The sequence below is a fragment of the Kitasatospora sp. NPDC032121 genome, from assembly GCF_055580145.1.
On the sequence record NZ_JBVILX010000005.1, the window covers coordinates 21,776 to 41,873 of the forward strand.

At 73.6% G+C, this 20,098-nt stretch carries 18 protein-coding genes; 4 read left to right on the forward strand and 14 right to left on the reverse strand.

What is annotated here, in order from left to right:
* Window positions 1-309: 309 nt before the first annotated feature.
* On the reverse strand, window positions 310-786 hold the full coding sequence (locus ACZ5OX_RS16245; RefSeq protein WP_465630419.1) for a MarR family winged helix-turn-helix transcriptional regulator: 477 nt from the start codon (window positions 784-786) through the stop codon (window positions 310-312).
* Between the two features lie 125 nt (window positions 787-911).
* Window positions 912-2,246: a YhgE/Pip domain-containing protein gene (locus tag ACZ5OX_RS16250; RefSeq protein ID WP_465630420.1), complete on the reverse strand. Its 1,335-nt coding sequence runs from the start codon at window positions 2,244-2,246 to the stop codon at window positions 912-914.
* A 198-nt stretch (window positions 2,247-2,444) separates the two neighbouring features.
* On the opposite strand from ACZ5OX_RS16250, the gene ACZ5OX_RS16255 reads away from it, so the two are divergent.
* Window positions 2,445-3,131 carry a MerR family transcriptional regulator gene (locus tag ACZ5OX_RS16255; RefSeq protein ID WP_392871562.1) on the forward strand — a complete coding sequence of 229 codons (687 nt, stop codon included), beginning with the start codon at window positions 2,445-2,447 and terminating at the stop codon, window positions 3,129-3,131.
* Between the two features lie 167 nt (window positions 3,132-3,298).
* Here ACZ5OX_RS16255 and ACZ5OX_RS16260 read toward each other — a convergent pair whose 3' ends face one another.
* The 3 genes from ACZ5OX_RS16260 to ACZ5OX_RS16270 all read right to left on the reverse strand — a co-directional run bounded on the left by ACZ5OX_RS16260 (window position 3,299) and on the right by ACZ5OX_RS16270 (window position 5,863).
* Window positions 3,299-4,351, reverse strand: a complete 1,053-nt coding sequence (locus tag ACZ5OX_RS16260) for a hypothetical protein (protein ID WP_465630421.1) — start codon at window positions 4,349-4,351, stop codon at window positions 3,299-3,301.
* 43 nt (window positions 4,352-4,394) lie between these two features.
* A complete protein-coding gene (locus ACZ5OX_RS16265) occupies window positions 4,395-4,790 on the reverse strand; it encodes a hypothetical protein (RefSeq protein WP_465630422.1) in 396 nt (131 codons plus the stop codon).
* A 71-nt stretch (window positions 4,791-4,861) separates the two neighbouring features.
* Window positions 4,862-5,863, reverse strand: coding sequence for an ArsR/SmtB family transcription factor (locus tag ACZ5OX_RS16270; protein ID WP_465630423.1), 1,002 nt, complete (start codon window positions 5,861-5,863; stop codon window positions 4,862-4,864).
* Window positions 5,864-5,937: 74 nt separating this feature from the next.
* Between ACZ5OX_RS16270 and ACZ5OX_RS16275 the strand changes: the two genes are divergently transcribed.
* Together ACZ5OX_RS16275 and ACZ5OX_RS16280 are read left to right on the forward strand one after the other, a co-directional pair.
* The gene (locus tag ACZ5OX_RS16275) at window positions 5,938-6,885 is read left to right on the forward strand and encodes an oxidoreductase (RefSeq protein ID WP_465630424.1); all 948 of its coding nucleotides are present in this window, start codon (window positions 5,938-5,940) and stop codon (window positions 6,883-6,885) included.
* A gap of 153 nt (window positions 6,886-7,038) precedes the next feature.
* The gene (locus ACZ5OX_RS16280; protein WP_465630425.1) at window positions 7,039-7,668 is read left to right on the forward strand and encodes a histidine phosphatase family protein; all 630 of its coding nucleotides are present in this window, start codon (window positions 7,039-7,041) and stop codon (window positions 7,666-7,668) included.
* A 1,350-nt stretch (window positions 7,669-9,018) separates the two neighbouring features.
* Here ACZ5OX_RS16280 and ACZ5OX_RS16285 read toward each other — a convergent pair.
* The 6 genes from ACZ5OX_RS16285 to ACZ5OX_RS16310 all read right to left on the reverse strand — a co-directional run bounded on the left by ACZ5OX_RS16285 (window position 9,019) and on the right by ACZ5OX_RS16310 (window position 14,123).
* Complete coding sequence (locus ACZ5OX_RS16285; RefSeq protein ID WP_465630426.1) at window positions 9,019-9,570, reverse strand: hypothetical protein; 552 nt, start codon at window positions 9,568-9,570, stop codon at window positions 9,019-9,021.
* Window positions 9,571-10,121: 551 nt separating this feature from the next.
* The gene (locus ACZ5OX_RS16290) at window positions 10,122-10,487 is read right to left on the reverse strand and encodes a hypothetical protein (protein WP_465630427.1); all 366 of its coding nucleotides are present in this window, start codon (window positions 10,485-10,487) and stop codon (window positions 10,122-10,124) included.
* 768 nt (window positions 10,488-11,255) lie between these two features.
* A complete protein-coding gene (locus tag ACZ5OX_RS16295) occupies window positions 11,256-12,125 on the reverse strand; it encodes a hypothetical protein (protein WP_465630428.1) in 870 nt (289 codons plus the stop codon).
* Between the two features lie 583 nt (window positions 12,126-12,708).
* Window positions 12,709-13,332, reverse strand: coding sequence for a class I SAM-dependent methyltransferase (locus ACZ5OX_RS16300; protein WP_465630429.1), 624 nt, complete (start codon window positions 13,330-13,332; stop codon window positions 12,709-12,711).
* Entirely contained in the window at window positions 13,329-13,853 is a 525-nt protein-coding gene (locus ACZ5OX_RS16305) for a hypothetical protein (RefSeq protein WP_465630430.1), read from the reverse strand. Before ACZ5OX_RS16305 ends, ACZ5OX_RS16300 begins: the two co-directional genes overlap by 4 nt.
* Window positions 13,854-13,892: 39 nt before the next feature.
* Window positions 13,893-14,123: a hypothetical protein gene (locus ACZ5OX_RS16310; RefSeq protein WP_402413853.1), complete on the reverse strand. Its 231-nt coding sequence runs from the start codon at window positions 14,121-14,123 to the stop codon at window positions 13,893-13,895.
* A gap of 125 nt (window positions 14,124-14,248) precedes the next feature.
* Here ACZ5OX_RS16310 and ACZ5OX_RS16315 point away from each other — a divergent pair, with 125 nt between their 5' ends.
* A complete protein-coding gene (locus tag ACZ5OX_RS16315) occupies window positions 14,249-14,878 on the forward strand; it encodes a hypothetical protein (protein ID WP_465630431.1) in 630 nt (209 codons plus the stop codon).
* Here ACZ5OX_RS16315 and ACZ5OX_RS16320 read toward each other — a convergent pair.
* From ACZ5OX_RS16320 to ACZ5OX_RS16330, 3 genes are all read right to left on the reverse strand, one after another.
* Window positions 14,869-17,217: an acyltransferase family protein gene (locus tag ACZ5OX_RS16320; RefSeq protein ID WP_465630432.1), complete on the reverse strand. Its 2,349-nt coding sequence runs from the start codon at window positions 17,215-17,217 to the stop codon at window positions 14,869-14,871. The genes ACZ5OX_RS16315 and ACZ5OX_RS16320 overlap by 10 nt on opposite strands.
* 134 nt (window positions 17,218-17,351) lie before the next feature.
* Window positions 17,352-19,088 (reverse strand): glycosyltransferase family 2 protein, encoded by a 1,737-nt coding sequence (locus ACZ5OX_RS16325; protein WP_465630433.1) that lies wholly within the window; start codon window positions 19,086-19,088, stop codon window positions 17,352-17,354.
* 268 nt (window positions 19,089-19,356) lie between these two features.
* A complete protein-coding gene (locus ACZ5OX_RS16330) occupies window positions 19,357-19,926 on the reverse strand; it encodes a GNAT family N-acetyltransferase (protein WP_465630434.1) in 570 nt (189 codons plus the stop codon).
* Between the last annotated feature and the right edge of the window lie 172 nt (window positions 19,927-20,098).

The window sequence follows — 20,098 nt, forward strand, 5'->3', positions numbered from 1 at the left end:
AACACCACAGCAAGAGAGGGGGGGGGGGGGCCGGACCGAACACCCCCCCCCCCCCCCCCCCCCCCCCCCCCCCCCCGAGGCGGCGGTCGGCCTGCCGTCGTGGATTTCGCAAGGCAGGGGAAGGACGGGGCGAGGAGCCGGTCGGCGATGCAGTCGGTACAGCGGCCCGACGCCGCCGAGCGCCCGCAGGAGGATTCCCAGGCCGGCTTCCGGTCGCGCCCGGACGCCCCACTGCGCGCAGCGCGAGCACATCCGGCCCGACAACTCGCTGTTACCGTCGAGGAGTTCGCAGAGGCCGGCGCTGGGGGATCAAGCTTGCCCACCTCTTTCGAGGAAGTGTTCCAGTTTGACGAGCAGTTCAGCGAAGGCCTGACGTTCGTCGCCGTCGAGTCCCGTCATCAGCTGTTGTTCCATCAGGCGGTGGTGGGTGAGGACCTGGTCGACGAGGCGCAGTCCGGGTTCGGTGAGCCTGAGGTGGATGATGCGGCGGTCGTGTTCGTCGCGTTCGCGGGCGATCAGGCCCTTGCGTTCGAGTTGGTCCGCGCGGCCGGTCATGCCGGAGCAGGTGACCTTCTCGCCGGCGGCCAGTTGTCCGGTGGTCAGGCGGTGGGAAGGTCCGGCCTGGCGTAGGACGGCGAGCACATGGAAGGTGGCGAGGGTGAGTCCGTGCTGCTTGAGCACGGGGGTCAGCTGTTCCTTCCAGAGCGCGATGACGCGGTACAGGCGGTCGAGCGGCCGTAGCGGTGAGGCCGGCGGAAGCGCGGGCGCGGGCTCGTCCTGGATCATGACCGTTCTTTCACTTCGCTGATTCGTCGGCGGGCACCGTGACCGCGCCCAGGCGGACTCGCGGTCCTGAGGCAGGCCCGGTGCCGACCTGAGGCAGGCCGGCACCGGACGGGCGTCGGTGCCGGTCAGGCGGCTGCCGGGGCCGGCTGCGGCGCGTGGGCCGGGCTGCGGTGCAGGCCCTTGCGGTCGTAGAGGCGGGTGACGGCGAACCCCAGGGCGAGCGAGATCGCGAAGCCGATGCCGACCATGGTCCAGGCGCGGCCGAGTCCGGCTTCGGCCTGTGCGCCGAAGTAGAGGATGGAGCGGACTCCGTCGACCACCTGGCGGAAGGGCTCGAAGCCGGCCAGGAACCGGTAGAAGCCGGGGAGCGCCTGCAGCGGGATGGTGCCGCCCGCGGAGGGGATCGCCAGGCCGACCAGCACCAGCATGGACACCAGCGGGCCCGGGGTGCCGAAGGCGGCGAGCAGGGCCAGCGCCGTGATGCCCATCGCCGCCGTGGCGCAGGTCCCGAAGAGCCACAGCATCGGCAGGTGGGAGGCGTCGATGCCGACGATGCCGAAGGCCGCGACCATCGCGAGGGCGGAGGTCAGCGCGGAGAGGGCGACCATGACCACGGAGGCGACCGCGAAGTGACGGGTGCGGCTGATGTGCTGGGCGGGCGCGGTGCTGCGGAACGGGCCCTTCTCACTGGCGACGTAGCCGAGCGCCGCGTCCACCTGGGTGTGGATCACGTTCGCGCCGAGCATGCCGCCCAGGACGAGGACGAGGGTGTAGAAGAACGCACTCAGCCCGAGGCCGCTGTGCCGGCCGAGCGGGTGGCCCTCCTGGATCACGGCCTTGACGGGGTCGGTGATCATCAGCTGGGCCGCGGCGCCCGGGGCGGCCTGGCGCCCGGTCTGCTGCGCGGCCTGCTGCTTCGCGAGCTGTTCGGCGAGCTGGTGGCCGACCTGGGCGGAGGTGGCCTGGACGACCTTGCGGTTGATCTCGGTCGCCATCGAGGAGCCGAAGCTGCCGGCCGCGGGATTGGTCAGCACCGTGATGGTCGGGGGGTGCGGATCGTGCTGGGCCGGCCCGGCGAGGGCGGCGACCGTGGCGGAGAAGTCATCCGGGATGACGAGCGCCCCGAACACCTTGTCCTTGCCCAGCAGGTCGTCGGCGGTGGCCCGGTCGACCTCTTTCCAGGAGACCTTGCCCTTCAGGTCGTCGGCTCCGGTGATCTGCGCGGCGATCTGCGCGCCGAGGTCGATCCGCTGACCGGCCACCTGAACGCCGCGGTCAGCGTTGACCAGCGCGATCGGCATGTCCTTCGCCGAACCGGCCGGGTCGTTGTTGGCGCCCAGGTAGAGCAGCGACAGGACGAACGACAGGAGGCCGAGGATCACCGCGGACGACAGCCACAGACTCTTCCTGCGCAGCAGTCCGCGGGCGCTCACGCTCAGGACGCGGGGTGGCTCAGACATCAACAGTGCTCCGGTTGCGATATCGCGCCGTCGTGGCGCTCCGAGTGACGAAAGGACGTGGATTTCCAGCGTTTCAGCTGGCCGTCCACCTAACTGATAGCTCCACTATCTAGCCCGATAGTGTCACTATCACTAAGCGGAGTCCATTCGCCGGCCTGCGAGACTGATCACAGACACCGAGTCCGAGCGAGAGTGCGCATGAAGATCTCCGACCTGAGCCGACAGTCCGGGACCCCGGTCGCCACCATCAAGTACTACGTACGTGAAGGCCTGCTGCCCCCGGGTCGGCCCCTCGGCGCCACCCTCACGCTCTACGGCGACGAGCACGTCCAGCGCCTGCGGCTCATCCGCGCCCTCACCGCCCGCGGCGGCCTGTCCATCGCCGCCACCCGCGACGTCCTCGCCGCACTCGACCAGCCCCTCGACCCGCTCGCCACCCTCGGAGTCGTCCACTACGCCCTACCCACCCCCGTCGACGCCGCCGAGACGGACGCCGTCGACGAGCAAGCACACCGGATCGACGAGCTGCTCGACGCCATGGACTGGGACGTCTCCCAGGACTCACCGCACCGCAGAGCCCTCGCCGCCAGCCTGATGGACCTCGACCGCCTCGGCGTCAACTACCGCACCGAAGACCTCCTGCCCTACGCCGAGGTCGCCGCCACCGCCGCCCGGCTCGACCTCGACCAGCTTGAGGACATCAAGGACCGTCTCCAGCTCGCCGAACACGCCGCCATCGTCGTCCTGCTCCTCGAACCGGTCCTCGCCGTCCTACGGCGCCTCGCCCAGGAACACGAATCCCACCGCCGCACCGCCTGGGCCCGCCCGGCCGAAGCCGCCGAACCCCACCCCGCCCGACCCCGACTCCCCCGCGATCCCGCGTGAGGGGCTCCACCAGCTTCGGCAGCGGCAACGGCAACGGCCCGGCCCGGTGCCCGGCCTGCCCGGCTCCTGCCTGGACGACCTGAACGGCAGCGCCGCCGATCTCACCCCCGTCGACCTCCCCCACTCGCGGCCGTCGAATGACGGTGCGTTCGACGTGCTGCAGGGTTTTAGTGGTCGAACCCCACGTGGCAGTGGTCGTGGTGGGTGTCGTCGGTGAAGAACTGGTTCCCGGCGCCCTGGAGCGCCACCGGACCGCCCACGTTGTACGAGCCGGCAGCGGCCGCGTCCCGCATGAAGGACGCGATCAACTGCCGGGACGTCCCCGGGTCGACCACGGCCAGCCCGTCGATCCGCCAGACGTCGAAGGCCCGGCCCAGCGGATGGTCGCTGGGCCGGGTCGTCCCGAAGACGTCCAACGGGTGGCCGGTCCGCACCACGCTCACCGAGAGCGTGTACGGGCCGGCCAAACGCAGCATCGCCTCCAGCACGCTGTCGTGGACGGTGCCGCTGCGCAGGTCGGCGGCGGCCTCCGGCGGCAGCTCGATCCGGGGCTCGGCCAGCACCCGGGCCACCGCTGGCGGCGGCGCGGCGGCGGGCGGCCCGGCGTCCCCCGGACGCAGGTCGGTGACGGTCCAGCGCGGCTCGGCCCGGCCGAGCCGGACGTCCACCGTGGTGCCGCCCTCGACCACCGAACCGTCCGGGCCGCGCCGCCACTGACGACAGACCACCAGCACGCTCGCCGAGTCGTCGAGGATCCCGCCGTACTGGGCGACGATCACCTCCAGGCTGGCCTCGGTCGCCGCCGGGGCCAGCGGGCCCGCCCGGTCGGCCAGCGCGGGCGGCAGGCCGAGCGCCGCCACCCGGGCGCGGGCCGCCTCCACGCCCTGCCCGCCGGGCGGCCAGGCGCCGAGCGCGGCGACCAGTTCGACGGCGCGGCGCTTGACGTCGGGCTGGATCTCGCCGGGGCCGGGCTGCCAGAGGGGCGGCTGGGGCAGCGGGGTGGGTGTGGGTGCCGGTGTCGGCGTCTCGGTGGGCCGTTCGGTGGGAGTCCCGGCCGGGCTCGTGGCCGGACTCGTGGTCGGGCTCGTGGTCGGGCTCGTGGCCGTCGGCTGCGGCCTGGTGCCTCCCGAACACCCCGCGGTGCCCAGCACCAGCGCCGCCGCGCCCGCCCGCAGGATCCCGCGTCGCCCCGGGCCCCGGCCGCCGTCTCCACCCGTCATGCCGTCAGTATGCGGCTCCGGGCGGCCCGGCGCTGCGAGCGGGCTATTGCCGTTCCGGGCGCAGCAGGCCGTAGCCCTCCTCGGTCCGCACGATCCAGGAGGGCTCGCCGAGCTTCACCCTCAGCACCGCCGTCAGGTACCTCAGCTCGTGGGTGTGGAACGGCGTGCCGTAGACCTTCCACATGATCGCCTCCGGCTCGTGCACGCCCTCGCCCAACTCGATCAGGCCGCACAGCAGTTTGACGTCGGAGCGGTTCAGCCGCGCCTCGCGGCCGTCCACGGTGACGAGGCGGGTGTCCAGGTCGACGACGAGGCGCCCGTCGAAGGCGGTCAGCGAGCCCCGCGACTCCGGCACCACACCGAAACGCTCGCGGACCCACTCCGCCACGACCCGGTCGTCCGCCGGCCGGGCGGCCCGCGCCGCGTTCTCCTCCACCACGCCGGGCAGCCTAACCGGCCGCGCCGACGCCGACCAGACCGCGTTCCGACCGGGCGGGAGGAGCACCCCGATCACCCCTCCCCCAGCGGTGCCGGCGGCGCCAGCAGCGCCTCCGCCGAGGCCGTCCGGGCATAGAGCACCCACCTCCCCGCCCGGTGGGCGCTGACCAGCCGGGCCTCCCGCAGGGCTGTCAGGTACTGCGAGACGGCCGAGGGCGAGAGCCCGGTGCGCCGGGCGAGTTCGGTGGTCGACGCCGGGGCGCCGAGCTCCGAGAGCAGCAGGGCCCGGGAGCGGCCGAGCACCGCGGCGAGCGCCCCGGCGACCGGGACCGGCGCCGTCTCCCACAGTCCGCCGATCCCCCGCGCCGGATAGGCGAGTTGAGGAGGGTCCTCCGCGGCGAGGCGGGTGTACGGGCGCGGGCCGGTGAAGGCCGACGGGATCAGCAGCAGGCCCGATCCGGGCCTGCGCCCGGGCAGCGGCCGGGACCGGTGGCGCAGCCGGAGGGTGTCCTCCGTCCAGCGCAGCTCCGCGTGCAGGTCGTTCAGCACCCGCGCGGTGCCGTGCTCGGCGGCCTGCCGGGCCCGGTGCAGCACATCGGCGTCCAGGACGGCCCGGATCCTCGCCCAGTACGGCGCCAGCGCCAGCTCCCAGTACGTCTCGACCGCGCCGGTCAGCCGCGCCAGTCCGGCCTCCGGGTCGGCGTGCAGCGCCCGCAGCCGGGGGCCGAGCCCGCCGTCGCCGGCCCCGAGCCGGTCGAGGTCGCGGCGGACCTGCTCGGCCGGGGTGGCCCGGATCGCGGCCAGTTCGTCTGCCAGCGTGGGGGCGGGCCCGGCGGGGGCCGGGTTGAGGAAGTCCGGCACGTACCCGGCGGGCCGGACGAGCTCGGCGAGCAGGGCGTACGCCGGGCCGAGCGCCGCCAGCCGGGGTCGCACCTGCTCCGTCCAGGGCCGGTGGACGGGGTGGGCGAGCCCCGAGCGCAGCAGCCGCAGGCTCGGCCCGACCTCCCACATCGGCGAGACCGCGAAGCGCATCCGCGCCAGGTCGCCCACCGTGAACAGCAGCTCGGCCGCCACCGCCCCACCCCCGTGGATTTACACATGTTCGAATCGTTGGCGGTCAGGCTAGTGCAGTGGAGATCATCATGGGCATGACTTCGAACGCCGTCGTGCACACCCCCGCCACCGCCACCGCCGGTACTGCCCCTGTCACCGCCGCCGCCTCCGGCACCTGGAAGCTCGGCGACCGCACCGTCCACCGGATCGGCTTCGGCGCGATGCGCCTGCCGCAGACCGGCCCGGCGCTCGTCCCGCACGCCGTCCCGCGCGACCGCGAGCAGGCACTGCGGGTGCTGCGCCGCGCCGTCGAGCTGGGCGTCGACCACATCGACACCGCCGCCTTCTACTTCTCCCCGCTGCGCTCCGCCAACGAGCTGATCAACCGGGCGCTCGCGCCGTACTCCGACGACCTGGTGATCGCCACCAAGGTCGGCCCCGGCCGCGGCCTCGACGGCGAGTGGGTCGAGCACGCCCGCACCCCCGAGCGGCTGCGCGCCCAGGTCGAGCAGAACCTGCGCCAGCTCGGCCGCGACCACCTCGACCTGGTGAACCTGCGGATCCTCGGCACCGACTCGGTCGCCGAACGCTTCGGCGCGCTGGCCGAGTTGCGCCAGGCCGGGCTGATCCGGCAACTCGGCCTCTCCAACGTCCACCCGCACCAGCTCGCCGAGGCACAGACCATCGCGCCGGTGGTCTGCGTGCAGAACCCGTACGGCATCGGCGCCACTCCGGAGCAGGACGAACTGCTGCGGATCTGCGGGGAGCAGGGCATCGCCTTCGTCCCCTTCTACGCGATCGCCGGAGCCGGACGGCAGGACGGCGCCGGCGGGAGCGAGCCCGCCCAGGTCCTGGCGGTGGCCGAGGCCCGCGGGGTGAGCACCGCACAGGTACGGCTGGCCTGGACGCTGCACCGCGGCCCGCACGTGCTGGCCATCCCGGGCACCGGGGACGTGGCGCACCTGGAGGACAACATCGCCGCCGGGGCGCTGCGGCTGTCGGCGCAGGAGCTGGCGCTGCTGGACGAGGCCCACGCGGGCTGAGGGCTTACGGGCTCGGGCTGACGGGCTGACAGGCTGACAGGCTCACGGGCTCACGGGCTCACGGGCTCACGGGCTGGGGCGGAACCGGGCGCCGCCCGCCGCGCGTCGCCCCGGGGAAAGTCGATCTTCGTCCACCACGAGGAGTCCCCCAACATGACCGACCTTGCCACCCGCTACCTCTACCTGGCCCGCCACGGTGAGGCCGCCTCCGAAGGCGACGGCAGCGGCCTCACCGCCGCCGGGCGACGGCAGGCCGCCCTGCTGGGCCGACGGCTGGCCGGCCGCCCGATCTCGGTGCTGCACCACGGCCCGCTGCCCCGGGCGGCGGAGACCGCGCGGCTGGTCGCGGAACAGCTGACCGCCGTGCGGCCGCGGCAGTGCGAGGAGGCCGGCGACTTCGTGCCGTACGTTCCCGAGCGGGAGGAACTCCCCGAGGACAGCGCCGAGTTCGTGCTGGACCGTCTCTCGGCCACCACGGCGGAGGAACGGAAGGAGGGTGCCCTGCTGGCCCGGCGGGCCGTCGAGCGGTTCACCGGGCCGGTGCCGGGCGGCGAGGCGAGCCACCAACTGGTCGTCACCCACGCCTTCCTGGTCGGCTGGCTGGTCCGGCACGCCCTGGACGCCCCGGCCTGGCGCTGGCTCGGCGTCAACGCCGCCAACGCGGCACTGACCGTCCTGCGCTACACGCCCGGTCGACCGCCCGCCGTGCTGCTCCTCAACGACCAGGGCCACCTCCCGGAGGAGCTGCACTGGACCGGCTACCCGCCCCAACTCCGGCGCTGACAAAGGGTGGAGGGCCGATCGGCGGCACCCGCCGGGCCCGTCGAACAGGAACATGCTGGGCGGCGATGACACGGCTGAGGCCCGGCCCCGCACAGGCGGGGCCGGGCAAGCACCTGACGGGCAGCGAACGGAGGCCATCCCCGGCGTTCTCCGACCGCGGGCTCCCCCCGTCGGTCCGACCATCGTGCCGACGACCCCCGGCCGGTGTCGCCCTCCTTCGGCGTCACCCGAATCACGGACAATCGGGGCCTCCTCTGCGCACCACCCGAAATCCCCTTGCCACGGCATGGGCATCGCCGAAGCGCCAGCCGTCGAACCCGTCGAGTCAGCGCTGGCCCAACACCCCGCAGGAGGGCGCGCGTTGGTGGCCCGCAGGGGCGAGGAGCACGCCCTCGGGTGGATCGTCTCCGCGAACAGCGCCGAGGGCGCCCGGACCCGTGGTCGGCGGGACGCGCTCATGGGCGGCGAGTCCTGTCGGGTGGACCGGCAGGACGGGCGCGTCCACCAGGCTCCCACCACCACGTTCTACCTCCGGCAGGTCAAGGGGATCCGGCCGCCCGACCCCTTGGCGGCGCAGGACGGGGCCGTCGCCGCGATGGCCCATCTGCGCCGGGAAGCGCCCCGGCCGAGCCCCCCCGCCCCCCCCCGGAGGCGTTCTCACCTCCGTTGACCCGCGACTCAGCGCCCTGACCCGGTTCTTCCGGTCGAAACGCTTTCGGCTCGTCGGGTGCGGCCGAGCCGTCCCGGTCGATCTCCGGGCGGGGAGGAGACCCTTCGAGTGAAGAACCGGGGCAAGGCCGCCTGATTGGCGGTTCGCTGGCTGCCGGGGAGTTTTCCAGACCATACGTTCAACTCCGGCGCTCACGGCGGCGGCACTCGTGCGCAGAGTTCGTCCGCACCTGCCACAGACCACGAAGCCAGGAGGAACAGTCATGCGCCTGACCCGCTGCGCTCTCGCTACCGCATCGGTGGCGGCTTCCGTCTCGGCCTTCGGCCTGCCCCTCTTCCTCATGAACCGGACGTCCCACGGTTCCGATGCCACGCGGGTCCGCATGGTGGGAACCTCCGGCACGTCGCTGAGCAGGGCCGAATCGTCCTGGCCACTCTCCACGAATCCGGGCCCACAGGAATCAGTGCGCCCCTGTCAGAGCTACGGCGGCCCCTACTGCGTTTGGGTGGGAAAATACTGGGGCGGCTGTGACCGGGAGTGGGGACTGAGCTTCGGAATCAAGAACCCCAACGTGATCTGCCCCCACGACCCCCGCCCGAGTTCCTCGGCCACGTCGGAGCCCTCCGCAAACAGCAATCCCTCCTGACCGGTTCCGCCGGGAGGGCGGCCGTTCGGTGTCGCTACGGCCGGGTCGGCGGCACATCGGGCTCCTGATCCGATGTGCCGTCAGGGGCCGAAGGTGCTGCCGGTCCCTGTTCCGGCCGAGTGGCACGCTGTCGGCGGCGGCGGTTGAGCCAGGCCGCAGTCAGCGCTCCCAGAACCACCAGCAAGCCGCCGGCCGCGATCCCGATGCGCTTCGCGCCCAGGCGGCCAACGCGCCCACCGCCGGCCGCGCCATCGGGCGGAGGAGCCAGGCTGGTGCCGCCGGGGGCGGGAGCATCCGGCGCGGGCTGGCCGTTGGTCCCCTGGTCCCCTCCCTGGGGCGACGGGGCGCCGGACGGGCCACCCCCCTCGGCAGCCACACCATCGTGCGGACGGGCGTGGTCATCGCGGTCACCGTCGTCGTGGTGACCGTGGTCGTCGTCGTAGAAGTCGTCGACGCAGCGGGCGGCTGCGAAGGGGAAGACCTGCTCGTGGCGGTCGAAGGTCTTCACCACGAAGACGGGGTGTTCCCTGAAGAAGCCACGGATCTGAAACTCATACTGGCCGCTGGTCTGGGCGGGATAATTCACGTTCAAATACGTTGAAACGGAAAAATTGTCCCACGGTGCCTCCGGCGACGAGGGCGAAGACGACGAACTCCCCTGGAGAACGAGAGCCTCCGGCCCACGCCGGCTATTGGTCAGAATCGCCCTGAGGGTTGGGTCGATGAGCACGACCCGGCGGGCGCTGAAGCAGTGGCGCCAGGGACTGTAGTGATGACGGTGCCCCTCCCCATTCCCTTCTCCTGCCCCTTCCCCGTCCTCTTCCCAGGGCCATGAGGAGTCGGACGCGTGCAGTGTGGACGCCTGCGCGGCGACGCCTGCAGACGCAGGAGCAAGAGCGATGGCCACACCGGCCAGGGACGCTGCAACCCAGGGTCGAAGAATCATCAGATGACCTCCAGCGGTGACGGACGCGGGCAACCGCCGGCCGGGCAATACAGTCGAGTGTCAGAAGAAGTTAAGAGGGCTCGGCTCGTCACACCGTGAACATTCTCGGGAAGCCGCACCCTTGTCACTCAGCCGCAGCAGTTTCATGCCCCGACCGGCCGGGACTTCGAGGCCCTGACCGGCGGCACCAGTCACCGACGATCCACTGGCGGTACGGCGAGGAGAGCCGTGAGGGTGAAGACCAGGCCGGAGTGCAGCGGGCTGTAGCCGAAGCCGGTCTGCACGGTGAGGCTGATGACGAAGACGAAGCCGGCGAAGAAGGCCATGAAGGCGGCGTTGACGGCCGGCCCGGTGCGGAAGACCCGACCGCGGAGCAGTTCCGGGTCGAGCAGCGGCTGTCCGCCTCGGGCGGCGAGCCGGCCCTCCCAGCGCAGGGCGGCGAGGAAGGCGGGGACGGCGGCGGCGAGCATCGCCCAGGCCCAGAGCGGCCGGCCGGCCTCCCGGCCGAGGACGAGCGGGACGAGGGCCAGGGCGAGCGAGCCGGAGACCGCGAGCACGCCGATGCCGTCGAGGGCGGGGCGGCGGCCGGTGGTGGTGCGCGGCAGGGTTCGCGCACTGATTCCCTCCGCCGGGATCGTGGCCGCGATGAGCCACCTGCGGAAGCAGGTCCCGCGGCTGAGACTGCGGGGTGCAAGCGCAGGCGCACCGCGAGAGCACGATGTCGAGGATGCGCAGCATCCGGGCCCCGCCCCGGCCCGCCGACACGACGCCGACCGCCAACACGACGCCGACCGCCTCGACCAGGTGCTGCAGCAGCGGGGTCCGTCGCTGGTACCGCACCGTCAGTCCAGGTACCCGGTCGGCGAAGGTCACTTCGGACAGGCCAGGTGTTCGCAGTACAGACGTCGTACAGTCAGGTCGACCTGAACCGGCCGACCGCCGACCGTGGCGTCGGCCAGCAGCCGCACGTAGCGGCGCTGGCCCCACTCGCTCAACGCTCCACAGCCCGTACACGCCGCCGGACCACCGGACCGGGTGCGGGCGCGGATCGCTACGACAGTACCGAAGACCTCGACCGGGACAACCAGCACATCGGCCAGGCGCGGTAACAGCGCTGTCAGTTCAACATGACACGGTCAGAGGTTGCCCACTGGCGAACCAGCAGACCGCCGCTCCGGGATGATCTCTGCCTACGAAAACCTTGCCAGAGCCACTTTCACCTGTACGCCGACAGCAGGTGCTGATGCACGTGGGCGGCGGCCTCGAAGCCGTGTCGCGCCCGCTTCCGGCGGGCCGGGATCGCTCCCGTGCTCCGGACGGTGCCGTCACCACTCGCCGCGGTGGCCGATCACCCGGAAGCTGCCCACGACGCCCTCGCAATCGAAGGCGCCACCGAAATGGGACTCGTCCTCGTCGAAGTGGCGGGCCGCCACGCCGTTGGTGGAGCTGTGGGGGCCCACGATGGCGACCGGACCACCGTGGTCGCAGTTGAAGCCGCGGAAGACCTCGATGGTCTTCCAGCTGTCGTTGAAAACGTTGAAACTGGTGGCACCCAGGCCGCTGGCCGTGGTGATGCAGCCCTCGGTGTGGGCGGAGAACGTTCGTTCGTTGAAGAAGATCCTTCCCTCCTCGTGGCGGTGGCCGCGTCCGCCACCCTCGTGGCCGCGTCCGCCACCCTCATGGCCGCGTCCGCCGCCCTCGTGGCCGCCACCCTCGTGGCCGTGTCCGCCACCTTCGTGGCCGCGTCCGCCGCCCTCGTGGCCGCCACCCTCGTGGCCGTGTCCGCCACCTTCGTGGCCGCGTTCGCCGCCCTCGTGGCCGCCGCCCTCGTGGCCGCCGCCCTCGTGGCCGCGTTCGCCACCTTCGTGGCCGCGTCCGCCGTTTTCGCCGCCCTCGTGTCCGCGGTTGTCGTTCTTCTCTCCGCCTGCGTTGCCGCCACCAGAGGCGACCGCCTTCTCTCCGCCTGCGCTACCGCCGCCAGGGGCAACCGCCTTCTCTCCACCTGCGTTACCGCCGCCAGGGGCGGCCGCGGCCGGGGCGGCTTGTTGGACAGGCGGGGCCGCAGGCTGGGCCGCCGGCTGGACGGGCGGGGGCGCTGGGTTGGATGCGGGGGACGAGGCGTAGGTGATGCCGGTGGCTGCAAGGACCGTCGTGCCTATTCCGGCAGCGGTCAAAGTCAGTGTGCGCGTGAACATGTCACTTCTCTCTGTCGCGCGGACGCCGACCAGGCGCCCGATCTGCGATGAACGTAATGAGAGCTCTCATGGCTGGCATTTCGGACGTGTCCAAGGTGTGACGCCATGGGGCCAGCCAGGTGGAATTGCGGCACGTTTCGCATACCGATCAAAGATCTGTGGCCTGGTGGACCACGGCCCCTTGGAAAGCGGCGCGCGGTTCTGAGTGGCGGTCAGCGCACCGTGATCCGTCCCGGACAAGCGCTCGACAGCCCAGCGCTTCGCCAGATCGGGACCAGGACAGCGATCGGGGTGAGGGCGATCCGCCCGGGTGGCCTACCGCCCCGGCGCAGCCCCGTTGCCTTCTTCGTGGCCCTGAAACGGGGCTCCTGGTCTCGGGGCCCCGTGCCCGTCTGACCCACGCAACCTTGACGAAGGGCATAGAGGAACCTCCCGGCAGGCCAGGGCGTACCTGCCGGCCGTACGGGACGGGGCCGGGCCAGGCCGCCCGAGGAGTTGGCCGGTCTCACCGAGGAGGAGCAGGAGGAGGTCGTCTGCCCGCCACTGTCGATCGAGACCGTCCGCCCGCGCCGCGGCTGAGCGGCTACCCCTCCCGCTCGAAGAGCAGCGCCGTCCAGTGGACCCCGTCCCGGCCGTGCAGGTCGGGGCGAGCAGCGCGGTGGAGGAGGCGCAGGCCGTGGTCGGCGGCGAGGGCGACGGTGGGCTCGGGCGGGAGGTCGAACATCCGGCGGCCGGGCGGGACGGGGCCGTGGCGCAGGGTGAGGGCGAGACGGCCGGCGGGGGCGAGGAGGCGGCTGAGGGCGGCCATCGCGGGCGGACGCTCGGCGGGGGCGAGGTGCATCCAGACGGCGGTGAGCAGGACGAGGTCGTAGCGCCGGCCCTCGGCGACGAGCAGCGGCAGTTCGGGCAGCGCGTCGGCGACCCAGCGGACACCCGAGCCGGCGTGCAACCGCTCGCCGACGGCACGGAGTTCGGGGGTGGGCTCGGCAGCGACCACCCGGTGGCCCAGGGCGGCGAGGGCGGCGGCGTCCCGGCCGGTGCCGGCGCCGATGTCGAGGACGGAGCGGGGTGGCGCCGGGTACAGGTGGTGCAGGTCGCGGTGCACCTCGGCGAAGGTCACGTCCTCGTACTGGACGGCGAGTTGCTCCGCCGCCTCGCCGTATCCTCGCGTCCCGGCCGGCTGGTCCACCCGCTCCGGCCCGTTCACTGCGCCTCCCGGACGGCCACCGCGTCGCCGGCGGCGGCCGCTCCGGCGAAGAAGTCCCGCAGCTCGCGCAGGTCGTGGACGACGAGCGCCGCCCAGGCCTCGGACCAGGGCGTCGGGTAGCCGAGGTGGGCGACCGTACGGGCGAGCACGCTGTCCTGCTGGCGGACGAGTTCGCCGAGCGCCGAGCCGCGCAGGAAGGCGGCGGCCGTCGCGACCTGTTCGGGGCGCAGCACCGGCATGGCGCCGCCCCGCGGTGCCCCGCCGGGCAGTGCCCCGTTCGGCCGGTGACATCGGCCGCCGTAGACGGGCAGCCGGGCGGCCGGGTCGGGGTGCAGACCGTTCTCGGTGAGCGCGAGTTCCATCAGGACGGCGGTGCGCCGCACGCCGAGGGCGAGGCCCGCGGCGGCCAGCCGGTCGTAGCGGACGTCGCGGTCGCGGGGCACGAGTTCGCCGAGTTCCTCCGGCGAGCAGGCGTCCACGGCCTGACCCGGCAAGCGACACCAGAAGTGATCCACACTCACCCGCTCAGCGTAGCGGGGTCGGCAACCCCCGCTCGGAGTTCAGGCCTCGCCGGGGTGCCAGCGGGGCCATTCCCAGGGGTGGTCGACCCAGTGGACCCGCTGGGGGTCGCGTGGGTCGAGGTCGGGGAAGAGCTGGTGGACGCGCGGCTCGAACTCTTCCCGTTCGAGCGGTTCCCAGCCGTGGCCCTCGAAGCGGACGAGGCGGTAGCGGTTGTCGGCCCGGAGCTCGGCCACCTCGACCAGCGGTTTGGACGTGCTGTTGGTCTCCATGCCCCCAGCATGTGGCGCGCTGACAATCAACGCCCGTCCAAACCCCTCTTCCGGGTCATATCCCGGCGTCGGTGCGCTCGTTGAGCACGGAAACGTTCGAGGGGGGCCGCTGGAAGGACGAGCACATGACTGGGCAGCCCACCGGAGGGCAGTGGCAGTGGCCGCAGAACGCTTGGCAGCCGCCACCGGTCCCGACGAATCCGCTACCGCCGTGGTCCACTCCCGAGCCGCCGAGGCGTCTGTCGCGCAAGGCCTGGACGGCCGCGATGGTCGGGACGGGAGCCGTGCTGGCCTCCGTCCTGGTGATGTGCGGGCCGGGGCCGGGCGACGAGACCGGCGCGGCTGCGCTGCCGGAGGCCTCGCCCTCCGCCGCGGACCCGACGGCGCAGTTGCTGCCGGCCTCCCCCTCCCCGGCCACGCCGGCGCCGTCCCCGCTGCCGCCGCCGCCCACCCCGGGGACGGCGGTGCCGGTGGACGGGCCGAGCGTGGCCGCGCCCGCGGCCGGTGCGGGGGCCGGTGTGGGGGCCGCCGCGACGCCCGACGCCCAGCACGCCTCGGCGAGCGCGCATCCCCGGCCGGGGCACAGTCCGCACGCGTCGGCTCCGGCCCGTGGCCCGTCGGGCACTGCCGCCCCGGCGAGTGCCGGGGCGGGTTCGGGCGGCGGCCGGGGCACCATCTGCGATCAGGCCGAGCGGGCGGGCCACTGGCCGGTCGGGTCGGACTCGGCCCGGCTCTGCCGCAACATCTACGGCTGAGTCCACGGCTGGGCCGACGGCGGCCCCGGGGCCACGGACGCGGCCTGACCGGTCGGGCCGGCCGGAGCGGCCTGACCGGTCGGAGCGATCGGACCGGTCGGAGCGATCGGAGCGGTCAGACCGGCCGGGCCGGTCGGAGCGACCGGGGTCCCAGCCGCCCCGAGCAGCCCCCTGTCCAGCCGGGGTGCCAGCACCCGCGCCAGGGTGTCGGTGATGTGCCCGGTGTCCCGGTACAGCACCACGCCCTCCAGCACGGCCGGGCAGGAGGGCCCGGTGCCGGGGCAGAGCAGCGGGCCGAGGTCGAGGGTCCGCACCCCGTACCGGTCCGCGAGGCCGCCGTCCAGCACCGGGTCGGGCTCGAAGGCGGTGTCGCGCGGGAAGAAGCAGGCGTCCGAGCGCCCGTCGGAGGCGGCCAGGCAGGTGGGGACGTCCTTGCCGGGCATCGGGGTGTCGCCGAGGTAGGCGAGCGGGGCGCCGAGCGCGGTGAGCCGGTCCAGGGTGCGGGTCCAGCCCTCGGTGCGCTCGGCCTGGGTGCCGTAGCGGTTGAGGCCGGCCATCAGGACGAGGCGTGGCCTGGGTCCGGAGGCCAGTCGGGTGAGGGTGTTCTCGCGCCAGCGGTCGCACTCCTCGAAGGTGCGGCCGAGCACGTTGTTGCGCACGGTGAGGGTGGCCAGCGGGCAGCCGGGCTTGACCAGGACCTCCAGGGCCCAGTGCCGCTGCTCGGCCAGGGCGAGGCCGGCGGAGATCCACTGCCCGGCGTGGGAGTCGCCGAGCAGCACGATCCGGTCGGGGCTGTCCTCGGCGCCGAAGAGGCAGCGCGGGCTGCTGTCGGCGTTGAGCGGGATCTCGCAGCCCTTGCCGGGCGGGAAGTCCTCCCGGGCCCGGGCCAGTGGGGGTGTCAGGGCGAGCACCCTGGTGCCGGGGGCGAGCAGCAGCGGGCCGTCGGTGGCTCCGGCGGGGGCCGTCACGGGCCCGGAGGAGGGGTCGCCGAGCGCGCGCACGGTGCCGCCGCCGAGGGTGAGCGCGGCGATCAGCGGGATGACCAGGGCGCTGGCGCCGACCGCGAGCCCGCGCCGGGGTGCCGGGCTGCTGCCGTACCGCAGCGGCTGCTCGACCAGGCGAAGGGTGAGCCAGGCGGGCAGCGCGGCGGCGGCGGTGAGGGCGAGCAGGGTGGTCCAGGGCAGCGCGCCGTACCGGGCCTGGGCGATGGTCAGTACCGGCCAGCGCCACAGGTACCAGGCGTAGGAGAGGCGTCCGGCGGCCCGCAGCGGGCGGGTGGCGAGCAGCCGTCCGACGTCGGCCGTACGGAGGGTGCCGGGGGCGCCGTGCCCCGCGAGCAGGACGGCGGCGGTGCCGAGGACGGGCAGCAGCGCGGCGGTGCCGGGGAACGGGGTGTCGCGGTCGTACAGGACCACCGGCGCGAGCACGGCCGCGAGGCCCAGCCACCCGAACGTCCGCAGCGACCACCGCGTCGACCATCGCACCGGACGCCGCTCGGTGCGGGCGGCCAGCGCCGGGCCCGCCAGCGCCGCGCAGGCTCCGGCCGCGAACTCCCAGAGCCGGCTGCCGGTGGAGAAGTAGGCGAGCGGCGCGGAGCTGTCCGTCCAGCGCAGGCAGAGCGCCAGCGAGACGGCGCCGACGGCCACCGTGGCGAGGGTGGTCGCCACGGTGCGGCGGCGCCCGTGCAGGTGGCGGGCGAGGCCGAGCAGCAGGACGCCCCAGAGCAGGTAGAACTGGTTCTCCACGCCCAGCGACCAGAAGTGCTGCAGCGGGCTGGGGTCGCGTTCGGCGGCCAGGTAGTCGGTCTGCAGGCCGACGAAGCGCCAGTTGGCGAACTGGCCGGCGGAGGCGATCAGGTCGCGGGCGAGGTCGGTGCCGCGCAGCGGGTCGAGCAGGGCGCCGCCGGCGACGGCGGTGGCGACCAGCACGGTGGCGGCGGCGGGCAGGATGCGCCGGGCGCGGCGGGCGGCGAAGTCCCACAGGCCGAGCGGGCGGCCGACGAGCAGGCCGGTGATCAGGAAGCCGGAGATGACGAAGAAGACGTCGACGCCGACGAAGCCGCCGGTCAGGCCGGGGGCGGCGGAGTGGAAGGCGAGGACGGAGAGCACGGCGACGCCGCGCAGCCCTTCGATGTCGGGGCGGAAGGCGGTGCGCCGGCGGTGCGGTCCGCTCCCGGCGACGGGGGCGCGCCGCGGGACGGCGGGTGCCCGGTCGACCCGGTCGACCCGGACGGGGCCGGGCAACAGGTCGGCGGGTGGGGCAGAGGCGGCGGCGGACGCCTCCGAGGACGAGACGGTGGACGCGGCGGAGGACGACGAAGGCGGTACGGCCGTTGACACGGCGGTGCTCCTTGCAGGGCTGGCAGCGGTTGTCGGGCCGCCGGGCCGATGGGGCGGCCGGGCGGTGTCCGCGCCGGTGGGGCGACGCGCAAGGAAACGCAACGATCGAGCGGTACGGCGCTCCTGATGGTGAGTCAGAAGATCAGCGGGTCGGCCCAGCCGGAGGCCAGCAGCCCGCACAGCAGCAGCACGGCGGTGACGGCGACGGCCTCGGCCCGTCCGAACCGGAGGTCGGAGCGGCCCGGTGCGGGTGCGGCGACCTCCCCGACGGGCGCGCCCTTGCCGCCGGTCCCGTTCAGCAGCGGCCACAGCTCCCGGATCAGCGGGACCATGGTGTACGCGGTGAGCGCGAGCAGTCCGGCGAGCGCCCAGTACGGCCGCCAGCCGTACAGCAGCGCGGCCCGGACCAGTCCGGCGGCGCCGGCGAGGACGACGAGCCCGAGCCAGCCGACCCCGATCCGGGCGACGGCGCGGGCGAGCGAACTGCCGCCGGACACGGCACCGGTGGGGACCCAGTCGGCGGAGCGGCGGCGCAGCGCGTGCGCGATGGCGACCACGTGGCAGAGCCCGCCGAGGAGTTGGACCCGGGTGACTTCGAAGCGCCAGCGGGTGCGGGACATCGCGGGCAGCAGCACCAGGGCGACCCAGATCGGCGGCAGGAACGGCAGCACCTGCCAGGGCCGGATCTCCTCGGGCCGGAAGAACAGCATGATCAGGGCGGGCAGCGGCACGGCGAAGACGTTCACCGCGCTGGTGACGTAGCCGAGGATGCCGTTCCAGAAGCAGAGCCGGGCGGATCGGGAGAGCGGCCCCCGGCGGAAGTCCGGGTCGCGGACCAGGGCCAGGGAGCCGAGGCACCAGCGGTACTGCTGGCTGATGAAGGCGGGCAGGCCGGTGGGCGACATGCCCTTGGCGACCAGCGCGGGGACGTAGCGGGTGGCCCATCCGGCGCGGGCGAGGGCGAGGCCGGTGTAGAGGTCCTCGCTGTGGTCGATCTCGGCGAAGCCGCCGATCCGCTCGAGTGCGGCGCGGCGGTAGAGGGCGTTGGTGCCGCAGCAGACGGTGCCGTCCTGCGCGTCCCGGGAGGGCTGGATCCAGCGGTAGAAGATCTCCTGGGTGGCTCCCGCGGCGCGTTCGAGCCAGGACATGTCGGCGTCCGTGTCGAAGCACTGCGGGCTCTGCACGATGCCGACCCCGGGGTTGTCGAGGTAGGGCACCAGGTGGTGCAGGAAGTCGGGGCGGGGGCAGAAGTCGGCGTCCAGGACGGCGACGATCTCGCCGGCGCCCTCGGCGAGGCCGTGGTTGAGGTTGCCGGCCTTCTTGAACCGGCCCCGGTCGGGGCGGGCGCGGTACTGGAAGCCGTAGGACTCGGCGAGTTCGCGGACCTCGGGTCGGTCGGCGTCGTCGAGGACCAGGACGGTCAGTTCGCCGGGCCACCGGACGGCCGCGGTGTGCCGGTAGGCGTTGTCCAGGACGGCCAGTGGTTCACCGGCGGTCGGCAGCAGCAGGTCCACGCTCGGGGCGCGGGCGGGGTTCCAGGCCCGGAGCAGCAGGTCGTGCGAGTCGCGGGTGAAGCGCCGGGCGCGCTGGCCGTCGGCGAGCGAGAGCAGCCAGGTGGCCGCGTTGAGCAGGGTGAGCGCCAGGAACGGCCAGAGCAGCGGCTTGCTGAGGGCGAACAGGCCGAGCGTGGCGGTGGCTCCCGCGTAGGAGAGGGTGGCGCAGAGCAGCACCCAGCGGCGCTGCGGGCCGAAGTACCAGTAGAGCTCCTCGTCGTCGGGCGGGCCGGGCAGTCGGTTGTCGTCGGGGTCCGCGGGTGTCCGGCGCGGACCGGCGTCGGGTGCGGGCATGGCGGTGCCATGGAGTGCGGGCATGCGGAAATGGCCCCCCTGGGCAGCGGGCGGAACGTGGCCGTTCGCGCCCAGCCTCTCACATTGGCCTAGACCAATAATGAACGAGGTATGACATCCCCGCATCGCCCCAGCTCACCGACTTGACGGTACGTCACCTGCGGAAACCCACTCCGGCGGAACCGAACCCTCCCCCGAGGGGGAGCCGTTTCCGACCGCCGTCAACTCCCTTCGCGGCCACCGGTTCACCACCGCCGCAGCCGCCAACTTCCGTACACGGACATCCATCCACTCACGATCCAGTCTTCAACTCCTTGACGAGGTGGGCGAACCGGAGGTCCGGCCGCCGGGGGATGCCGAAGCGCTCGTCGCCGTACGGGAACGGGCTGAACTCGCCGGTGCGCCGGAAGCCGCGCCGCTCGTACCAGGCGATCAGGTCGGCGCGCTGCTCGATCACCGTCATCTCCATCGCGCCGACGCCCCACTCCTCGGCGGCCAGCCGCTCCGCCTCGGCCAGCACGGCCCGTCCGATGCCGCCGCCCTGGAGCCCGGGACGCACCGAGAACATGCCGAAGTAGGCCAGCCCGCCACGCCGTTCCAGCTGGCAGCAGGCCACCGGCTCGCCGTCCAGCTCGGTCAGCAGCACCAGACCGTCGGGGTGGCTCAGGGCCTCGGTGACGGCCTCCGGGTTGGTCCGCCGGCCGTCCAGCAGGTCGGCCTCGGTGGTCCAGCCGGCCCGGCTGGACTCGCCCCGGTAGGCGGACTCGACCAGCGCGACCAGCGCCGGGACGTCGGCGGGCGTGGCGGGCCGGAACGCGGGCTCCCCGGCGGGACGGGCGGCGTCGGCGGCGGTCTCGGGCATGGCGGGTCCTCTCCTCGCGTGCGGGGCCGCCCGTGGTGGCCGGCCCGCGGGCATCGTCGCACAGCGGCGGCCGCGCCCCAGGACCCCGGGGGCCTCCCGCCGTCGGCCCGGCCACCGCGCCCGACACCGCCTCCGACACCGCGCCTGACACCGCCTCCGACACCACCTCCGC

Coding starts and splice junctions, on each gene's coding strand:
- ACZ5OX_RS16245 (WP_465630419.1), bottom strand. CDS start 786: ATGATCCAGGACGAGCCCGCGCCCGCGCTTCCGCCGGCCTCACCGCTA.
- ACZ5OX_RS16250 (WP_465630420.1), bottom strand. CDS start 2,246: ATGTCTGAGCCACCCCGCGTCCTGAGCGTGAGCGCCCGCGGACTGCTG.
- ACZ5OX_RS16255 (WP_392871562.1), top strand. CDS start 2,445: ATGAAGATCTCCGACCTGAGCCGACAGTCCGGGACCCCGGTCGCCACC.
- ACZ5OX_RS16260 (WP_465630421.1), bottom strand. CDS start 4,351: ATGACGGGTGGAGACGGCGGCCGGGGCCCGGGGCGACGCGGGATCCTG.
- ACZ5OX_RS16275 (WP_465630424.1), top strand. CDS start 5,938: ATGACTTCGAACGCCGTCGTGCACACCCCCGCCACCGCCACCGCCGGT.
- ACZ5OX_RS16280 (WP_465630425.1), top strand. CDS start 7,039: ATGACCGACCTTGCCACCCGCTACCTCTACCTGGCCCGCCACGGTGAG.
- ACZ5OX_RS16295 (WP_465630428.1), bottom strand. CDS start 12,125: ATGTTCACGCGCACACTGACTTTGACCGCTGCCGGAATAGGCACGACG.
- ACZ5OX_RS16310 (WP_402413853.1), bottom strand. CDS start 14,123: ATGGAGACCAACAGCACGTCCAAACCGCTGGTCGAGGTGGCCGAGCTC.
- ACZ5OX_RS16315 (WP_465630431.1), top strand. CDS start 14,249: ATGACTGGGCAGCCCACCGGAGGGCAGTGGCAGTGGCCGCAGAACGCT.
- ACZ5OX_RS16325 (WP_465630433.1), bottom strand. CDS start 19,088: ATGCCCGCACTCCATGGCACCGCCATGCCCGCACCCGACGCCGGTCCG.
- ACZ5OX_RS16330 (WP_465630434.1), bottom strand. CDS start 19,926: ATGCCCGAGACCGCCGCCGACGCCGCCCGTCCCGCCGGGGAGCCCGCG.